4 protein-coding genes are annotated in these 8,049 nt (G+C 62.8%); all 4 read left to right on the top strand.

What is annotated here, in order from left to right; all coding sequences use genetic code 11:
- Window positions 1–123: 123 nt before the first annotated feature.
- The 4 genes from NP3_RS30345 to NP3_RS48315 all read left to right on the top strand — a co-directional run bounded on the left by NP3_RS30345 (window position 124) and on the right by NP3_RS48315 (window position 7,730).
- Window positions 124–1,929: an ATP synthase subunit B family protein gene (locus NP3_RS30345; RefSeq protein ID WP_157124641.1), complete on the top strand. Its 1,806-nt coding sequence runs from the start codon at window positions 124–126 to the stop codon at window positions 1,927–1,929.
- Window positions 1,930–2,379: 450 nt separating this feature from the next.
- Window positions 2,380–4,938 carry an AAA family ATPase gene (locus NP3_RS30340; protein WP_169814603.1) on the top strand — a complete coding sequence of 853 codons (2,559 nt, stop codon included), beginning with the start codon at window positions 2,380–2,382 and terminating at the stop codon, window positions 4,936–4,938.
- 564 nt (window positions 4,939–5,502) lie between these two features.
- Window positions 5,503–7,107: an FAD-dependent monooxygenase gene (locus tag NP3_RS30335; protein ID WP_084509173.1), complete on the top strand. Its 1,605-nt coding sequence runs from the start codon at window positions 5,503–5,505 to the stop codon at window positions 7,105–7,107.
- Window positions 7,108–7,337: 230 nt separating this feature from the next.
- The gene (locus tag NP3_RS48315) at window positions 7,338–7,730 is read left to right on the top strand and encodes a hypothetical protein (RefSeq protein ID WP_157124640.1); all 393 of its coding nucleotides are present in this window, start codon (window positions 7,338–7,340) and stop codon (window positions 7,728–7,730) included.
- Window positions 7,731–8,049 lie beyond the last annotated feature (319 nt).

Here is an 8,049-nt window from a genome sequence, read left to right as displayed (position 1 = left end):
GATCACCGTCACTCGGCTCTGCTCACGTCCCGAAGCCAGACCCGCAAGCAAGACGCAGACACCGACCCACGACTGCGGCCGTTGACTCCTGTGCTTCAAGGCTCGACCCCGAAGGGACACATGATGGCAGTGACCACATACATCATCGGGATTCCCTACGGGCCATCGGGCTGGGAGATTCCCGACCAGGTCCGCTCCCAGTTGCGTTTGGCTCATGATCTGCGCGAGGACCTGGTCACGCTCCAGTTGGATTACGAACAGGCGGTCAAGGACCTGTGGTCGTCGTTCACCGATGTCGTCAGCGTCGAGAAGGTGCTGGTCGCCGCGGAAACCCGCGCGACAGAGCTCGCCGCACAGGTGGCCGCGGAGCGGTCCCGACAGGGCATCACACGCATAACTGGCCCCTTGGCTTCCGAACTGACCTCAGCGCGCGCCGAAGTGGCGAGGCTGCGCGCCGAACGCCGGTCAGCGATCGCCGAAATCAAAGCCGACGCTGACCCCCGACTGGCCGAACTCACCGAGGCCCTCGAAGCCAGCCGCAAAGTCCTGTATGCCAAATACTGCCGGTCCGGAGACCTGTACTGGGGGACATTCAACGCTGTCAAGAATCACCACGCCGCCACCGTCAGGCGTATCTCGGCAGCGCGCAAACAGGGCAGATCTGCGCAGTTGCGCCATCATCGCTACAACGGCACCGGCACCCTCGCTGTGGAGTTGCCGCGCGAGTCCAAGGACCCGGCACGCACACCGGCATTGGTAGCCGAGCCTGGCGGCAAATATCGCAATGTAATCCAGATCCCGTGGACCGAGCCCGAGCGGTGGGAGCAGCTAAGTCGCGCCGGGCGCCGTCACGCGGGCCGCGACACGGTTCGCATGCGCTGTGGATCCGCCGGGGGTGTTGCCCAATGGGTCGACATCCCGGTGCAGATGCCGAATCGCATGCTGCCGGCCGATGCGGACATCACTGGTGTCCAGCTGACTGTTACCCGTACCGCGGATACCTATCGAGCTCGGCTCGCGGTCACCGCACGCATTCCCGATCCCAAACCGGTCGCTCCTACGGACGGGCCAACAGTGGCCGTGCACATGGGATGGCGCAAGACCAGCCGCGGTATCACGGTAGCCACATGGAGATCGACCAGCCGAATTCATGTGCCGCCAGCGTGGCAGCACGTGATGCGCGTCGATCGCGGTGGTGTCACCGGCACAATCGAATTCAGCAACAGTGCCATCCGACGAAGACGAACCACCGACAGACTGGCCAGCATCCGCGACAACGCTCTCACCGGAATTCAGGACAAGCTCATGACGTGGCTAGGCCACCACGGTCCGAAGCCACATCCACTTCGAGAGGGCGACCAGATAGATGCCGCGACCGTCGCTAACTGGCGATCATCGGCCCGTCTGGCAGCAGTGGCGCTGCGATGGCGAGACGAATCGCCTGCCGATGGCGCGGGTCTCGCCGCACATCTGGAGACATGGAGGCGCGTCGACCGGAGGCGGTGGGAGCGGCAAGCCCACGGACTGCGCAAAGCCGTGCGCAGACGAGATGATATGTGGTGCAACATCGCCGCGATCCTGGCCGGTCAAGCCGGACGCATAGTGCTCGATGACACCTCGATCGCCGACACCGCTCGCCGAAGGCCCCAGCTGCCGACGCACGTGGAACACGCCATCGGCCGCCAGCTGGCAATAGCCGCACCCCGCACATTACGCGACACGATCCAAGCTGCGTGTGTACGCAGAGGAGTCACCGTCACGGTGGTGCCCGCTACGGGGTTGTCCCGGACGCATGCGCGCTGCGGGCACCAGAACCCGGCTGATGAAAGGTACAAGGCGCCGCCGGTGCGATGTGAAGGCTGCAAGCGGCAATACGATCCCGACTCATCGGCGACGGTGATCATGCTGCGGCGTGCGCGCGGGCGGTGAGATGGGTGATCTTGCACTGAAAATGCTTGCAACCTATGATGATTCTGCCCGCGTCGGGGCATCAATACGGCGAACATAGTAGGTGGAGCCCTGCCGGTTCGACCACTTATGTACTGCCTGCGTCGGGGCATCAAACCGGCGACGACTGGTCTCAGCTCGGTGCCTCGCAGTGCGCGGTCCGACGAATCTGGCGGCAGGGCAACACCACATTTCGTAAGTCTGCGCCGTGCTTGGATGTGCCGCCACACCAGCCCCAGCCGCTACGACCGGCGCCGTCTACACCCATCGCGCCAAATACCCTGGTTTCCAACACCATCAGCCATCAGAGTCAAGCGCCTAGCCGAACCATATTGCAGCACAACGACATACAACTATCGCACCATGTGGATGTGGTGTCGGCGCAGGTCGAGCAAGGCGCACACATCCACCGGCGGATATATAGTCCTGTTTGTGACTGTGCACGGGGCGGGGACCGGCGACGCAACGGCACCGACCGTGCGCTTCGTCGGTCGTGACCGCGAGTTGGAGAAGATCAACAACCTGCTGAACGGGTCGGGCCAGCTGATCACCCTGATCGGACCAGGAGGCATCGGGAAGACAAGTCTGGCCGAAGAGGCTATACGCCGATTCAAAGCCGGCAATCGCGACGCACGGGTGCATTGGGTGCGTCTGGCCCGGCTGAGCACGAAGTCGGACTACGCGAAGGTCGAACAGGAAACCGCGCGTGCGGTGATCAAGTTCGACGGCGGCGAGCGATCCACATGGGATGCACTGGTCGAAACCCTGGGCCAGGCCGACTCGGCAGGGCACACGCGGCGAACCGTCGTGGTCTTCGACAACTGCGAACACGTAGTTACTGTCGTTCAGAACCTGATCGCCGCGCTGCTCGAGGCCATCCCGGACCTGACTATCGTGGCGACCAGCCACGGCCTTATCAGCTGGATCGATGAGCACGTGGTCCAGGTTCCGCCTTTGGCGCACGAACACGCGTTGGAGTTTTTCCGGCAGCGCGCCGAACTCATCGGCTGGCCCCTTGCTGATGAGGAACACGCTAAGATCGCAAGCGAGATCTGTAAGCACGTTCATAACAACCCGCTCTTTATCCGGCTGGCAGCGGCAAAATTGCGGCACCAGCCATTGGCCCGGATCCGCGACGAACTCACCGGCCGGGCAACCGACGACAAGCGGTTGAGGTGGGGGCACGGACCTCGTGCGGGAGCCGAGCCACGGCAAATGGGAGTCACGGACCTCATCGGCTGGAGCTATAACCGGTGCAGCGATAAGGAGAGACTGCTCTTCGATCGCATGTCGGTCTTCGCCGCCGGTTACGTCACCAATCCCGACGACGGCACAGAAGACGCAGCCGATGTCGGAGCTGAACTGGAGGCGATCCAGGCAATCTGCTCTGACGCAATCTGCTCTGAGAATGAGCGTGCGACTGACGGCGAGCAAACGACCACCCTGGCCACAAGCGAAATCCAGGAGCTGCTCGAGCGACTCGCCGATCAGTCACTTGTCACCGTCCACCTCACCACCACAGACGTGCGTTATTCCCTGCTGGAGAGTCTGCGGCTGTTCGCATGGATGCGGCTGAGCGAACGTGGGGCCGACGAACCAGCGCGCCTGGAGAGCCGGCACCTGCGCTACTACCGCGACAAGGTCAGCCACGCTGCGGCACACTGGTTCAGCCCCACCGAACGAGCCCTCGTGGATTGGGCGCGGTCGGCATGGGACAACCTGCTCACCGCAATCGAGACCAGTCTCGCCCAAGCGAGCGAGGTCGAGGCGGGACTGCAGATCTGTCTCGGACTGATCAGCCTCCGTATCCCCTTTATCAAAGGGGGCATGCGCGATATCCGGGACTGGACCGAACGTTGCCTCAACGTCACACAGGGGTTGACCCCGCAGCCAACCGAACTTCAGATCCGGGCCAGGTCGGCGATTGCCTGGCTCGCTGTGCGCCAAGGCCAGTCCGCGGACGCCGAACGCTTGCTAGAGGCATGCGCCGCCGACTACGCGCCCGAAGCTGCCAGCTTGCCGCTGAACGACATGGCGCGGGGGACACTGCTTTTCATGTCCGGGCGTGACCCATCGGCCATAGACGTCCTGGTCGGGGCTCGCGACAAGTTCCACCATCTCGGCGACGGCGGCTCGGAGATGATGGCTGGTATGTTCGCCAGCTTCGCTGCCGCTCTGCTGGGAACCTCCGAGCAGGCCCATGAGATCGCGACCCGATGCCTCGGCCATGCCCGCAGATCGGGAGCTACGTGGGCAACATCCTGGGCCGAGATGGCTTGGGGAGCGACACTGGCCAAACACGGCGACCCCGAAAAAGCAGCGGATGTTCTACGCCACGCGCTCACCCACCAGCTTTCGATGCGCGACCACTGGGGCGCGGCCTGGACTGTCGAGATACTGACCTGGGCGATGGCGGCCAGTATTCCCCTCGACACGACCGCCGCCTCCGACGACCGCAGACATATCGCGACCGCGACCAAAATAGCCCAGATCGCCGGAGGGATCGAAGAGGTCCGGAACCTCCTCGGCATCAAGATCGCTTCGATGGGAACGTTCGGTGACGCGTCCCGCCACGCAACCGAGGTCGCGCGACGAGTGCTCGGTTCCGCCGCCTATAAAAAGGAAGAAAAGCGCGGCCGCCGGCTACGTCCGGACGACAACGAGGTCCATCGTCTCGGTCTGGGTGAATTCAATTTGCCTCATCTTCCTCGTGGCGAGGTGACCATGGACTCCGATGACAGCGGCGGCGACCGCTGGTTCAGTCTGGGAGAGGAAACGCGGAAGGTCGCGATACTGGCCGCGGCGGGGTATACCAATGAGGAAATAGCCGGGTCTCTTACCAAATCCACCAGGACTGTCGACAACCAAATTTCAGCTATATTGAAGAAATTGGACATCGATTCCCGGAAGAGCATAGCCGACCACATACCTGATCACATCCAGCATCAGGTCGAGGCGGCAATAAGACTACGGCCCGTGTCCAGCATATAGAACCAGCAGCCACTGTAAATTACACCCGCTGCGCGGGATTCATCAGCGAGCGAACTTGCCCTTGGCTGCGACAAGATGTCGTGGTGCGGTTCGGGCTGACGGCTCGATTCCCGGCGGTGCAGCGCTGGCGACTCACTCACTCTACCTATCCCTCTATTGTCGCGGCCCGAGCCTGGCGCAGAGCGAAATCCTTCGATCATTTTTGCGGCCACAGCGCGTTCGGATCACCACCACGCTTCCGCCGTTGGGTCTCCATTTGCATCATGTGTGACCTGTGTTTTTCGCGACTAGCCGTCCTGATCGACAGGCCACGAGCGCCCGCAGTGCCTCGGATCAACCATTAGGCATGCGTAGTCCCAGTAGGTACCCAATGGGTATTCCTCTATTTCGTTCTCGTCGCGTCTGTGTGACAGTCGAGCCGCCAGAGACCAGCTCCTGACGCCGACACGAGGAGGCTCCATGCGCGACATTCTTCTAAGGTGTTCACCTCCGGCGAATAACTAGACGGTATTCCCAGTTCATGTATAAATCGTCGGGCATCCGACACGGCATGAAGGATTTCCCATGTCTCATAATTCCGTTTCACACGATCGGATCGCCGTGGTCGGAGCGGGCCCGGTCGGGTTGATGTATGCCATCGTGTCGTGGAGGCATGGGGTGCCGTGCCGAGTTTTCGAGCAGGCGAGCGAGCAGCCCTTTGATTCGCGTGCGTGCGTTTTGCATGCTCGGTCACTGGAACTGTTGGCTCAGTTAGGGATCGATGATCGCTTTGTTCGTCAGGGGCGTCGTTCTTTCCGGATGAACTATCACTTCCTGGAAGTGGGCGAAACCGCGCAGTTGGATTTCACACAACTTGACAGCAGTTACCGCTACTCACTCAATATCAGCCAGGCCACCATCGTGCAGATCTTGCGTGAGTACCTCGCCGAGCTCGGAGGCGTCATTGAATGGAACAGCGAGCTTCGATCTGTCACGACCGACGATGCCGGTCGTATCACCGCCCGGGTGGTCAACACGGTCGACGGTCGCGAGGAGACGCTGCATCCTGAGTGGCTGATCGGGTGCGATGGCTTACGCAGCACCGTCCGCGAGCAGATGGGCATTGACTTCGTGGGCGATGAGTACCACGCCGATCAGATGAGGATGACAGATGTGCCGGTGCACGGGCTCCCGTTGTCCGAGGACGAAACCCACTACCTCATCGACGACGAGCGCATGATCCTGCTCCTCAACCTCCCTGGCCCCAGTTATCGGTTTCTGATCAGCGATATGAACGCGGATCCCGAAGACGAGATCACCCGCGAGGCATTCCAGGCGGCGCTCGACACCCACTTCCACGGCACGGTGACTCTCGGCGAGCCCGAATGGGCATCGAACTTCGGCATCCGCTCCCGCATCGCCGAGGCATATCGGCGCGGCCGTGTCTTCCTGGTTGGCGATGCCGCCCACATCCACTCACCCATCGGCGCACAAGGAATGAATCTCGGATTGGCCGATGCGGTCAACCTGGGTTGGAAGCTCGCCCAGGTCGTCAAGGGAGAAGCCCCAGAGACGCTGCTCGACACGTATGAGCCGGAGCGGCGCCCGGCGGCGGAACAGGTCATCGCTAGGACGCGATGGCAGCACAACCTCCTCATGGATCATCACGCCACGCCGGTTCCCGAACGTCTGGCGATCATCGCCGATCCGGAGTTCGTGCGGCGGGCGGTGAACGGAGTCTCAGGGATTGCCATCACCTATAACCAGACAGTCCCGGCAGTGCCTGGAGTTACGCCGCTCGATGGGATAGCCGCTGGGGACCGTGCCCCACAGGCGGAGCTGACCCCAGATGAGCATGTGCACAAGCAGTTGCGTCACACCGGGCATACGCTGCTGGTCTTCCAGCGCGACGCCCAGTCCGCATCACCATTGAAAGCATTGGAAAGCCAGGTCGCGCGGCGTTTCGGTGAGCGTGTGCGCTATCAGGTGATCACCCCACCCGATCTGAGCGCCGCCGCGCCCGCCGGTGCGATCGTCGCCGACAGCTATGCTGCCCACAAACTGTACGGCGCCGAGAAAACCGACGCCGCGGTTCTGGTGAGGCCCGACGGCTACATCAGCTGGCGGTGCGAAATGCCTACGCACGAGGTGATTCTCGCCCTGCTCGAGCAGGCAGTAGTGCTGACGTGACCTCCCAGCATCAACGGTGCATCGGCCTCGCCGAAACCTCTGTGGGCGGCCTCGGATTCAGATTTCGTGTTGCCGACAGCCACGCACCGACTGGCGCATTGCTGCTCGCCGACGACGTCGGCAGACATCGTATGTCCATCGAGTGCAGTCCCGGTGGCGCCCAGGCGGCTGAGCCGGTCCAGTCCGCGTGTGTGGTACGAGGGCCATTGCCGCTCAGCGCGCTAGCGGCAATGCGTCCACACACCGTCGCCGTCGGCCTTCTACGCAACCTGCGCGTTCCCCGGAATCGCGCGGCCGCGCAGGCCGCCGTAGCCGCGGACGAGAGGGCGATTCGGGCGATCGCCGACCAGCACCGATGGCGGGTGGTCACGGTGCTGGGTCCGCTGGACCTAACCCCGGAGACCGACAAGATGACCGATCCGATCGAGCATCTACTGAAAGTGGTGCGCAAGCGCCGCGCCGACGCGGTGGTGGTGCCCGACCGCCGGTACCTGACCGATCTGCAGGGCCACGACTGCCTGGAGATGGTGTGCCGGGCGTGCTTTGTCGTCACGATGTCACCGCAGCAGCTGTGGGCTTGCTCGGCCAGTGTCGCGGCGGTTCCAACTAGGTCGTTGCCATGATCACGATATGCGGCAGCTTGGCACCGTCGCACCGACTCCGCAACCGGCGGTCGGGAGGGCGGTGTTCGCGATGTCGGGATGGCAGATGGTCTGCACGGTCGCTGTGGTTGTCGCGGTAATCGGCCCTGTGCTAGTCGCCTTCGTCGTGCTCGCTGGTAGGGGATCGACCACGACAGTCGCACCCTCGTCGAGCAGACCAGTCGTGTCGGCGGCTGCCGGGAACCAGGCTGTATTGGCGCAGTTTTTGAGCCATAGTGCTCCGGACAGGGATTTCACGCTTCCGGAGGCATGGCGTGAGGTCAGCCTGCACCGGTCGTGC

Origin of the sequence: Nocardia pseudovaccinii NBRC 100343 (assembly GCF_001613225.1) — a bacterium.
In the GTDB taxonomy this organism is placed as follows: domain Bacteria; phylum Actinomycetota; class Actinomycetes; order Mycobacteriales; family Mycobacteriaceae; genus Nocardia; species Nocardia pseudovaccinii.
The sequence above is the reverse complement of the archived record's forward strand: the minus strand, read 5'-3'. Positions and strand labels throughout refer to the sequence as shown.

Coding starts and splice junctions, on each gene's coding strand:
- NP3_RS30345 (WP_157124641.1), top strand. CDS start 124: ATGGCAGTGACCACATACATCATCGGGATTCCCTACGGGCCATCGGGC.
- NP3_RS30335 (WP_084509173.1), top strand. CDS start 5,503: ATGTCTCATAATTCCGTTTCACACGATCGGATCGCCGTGGTCGGAGCG.
- NP3_RS48315 (WP_157124640.1), top strand. CDS start 7,338: ATGCGTCCACACACCGTCGCCGTCGGCCTTCTACGCAACCTGCGCGTT.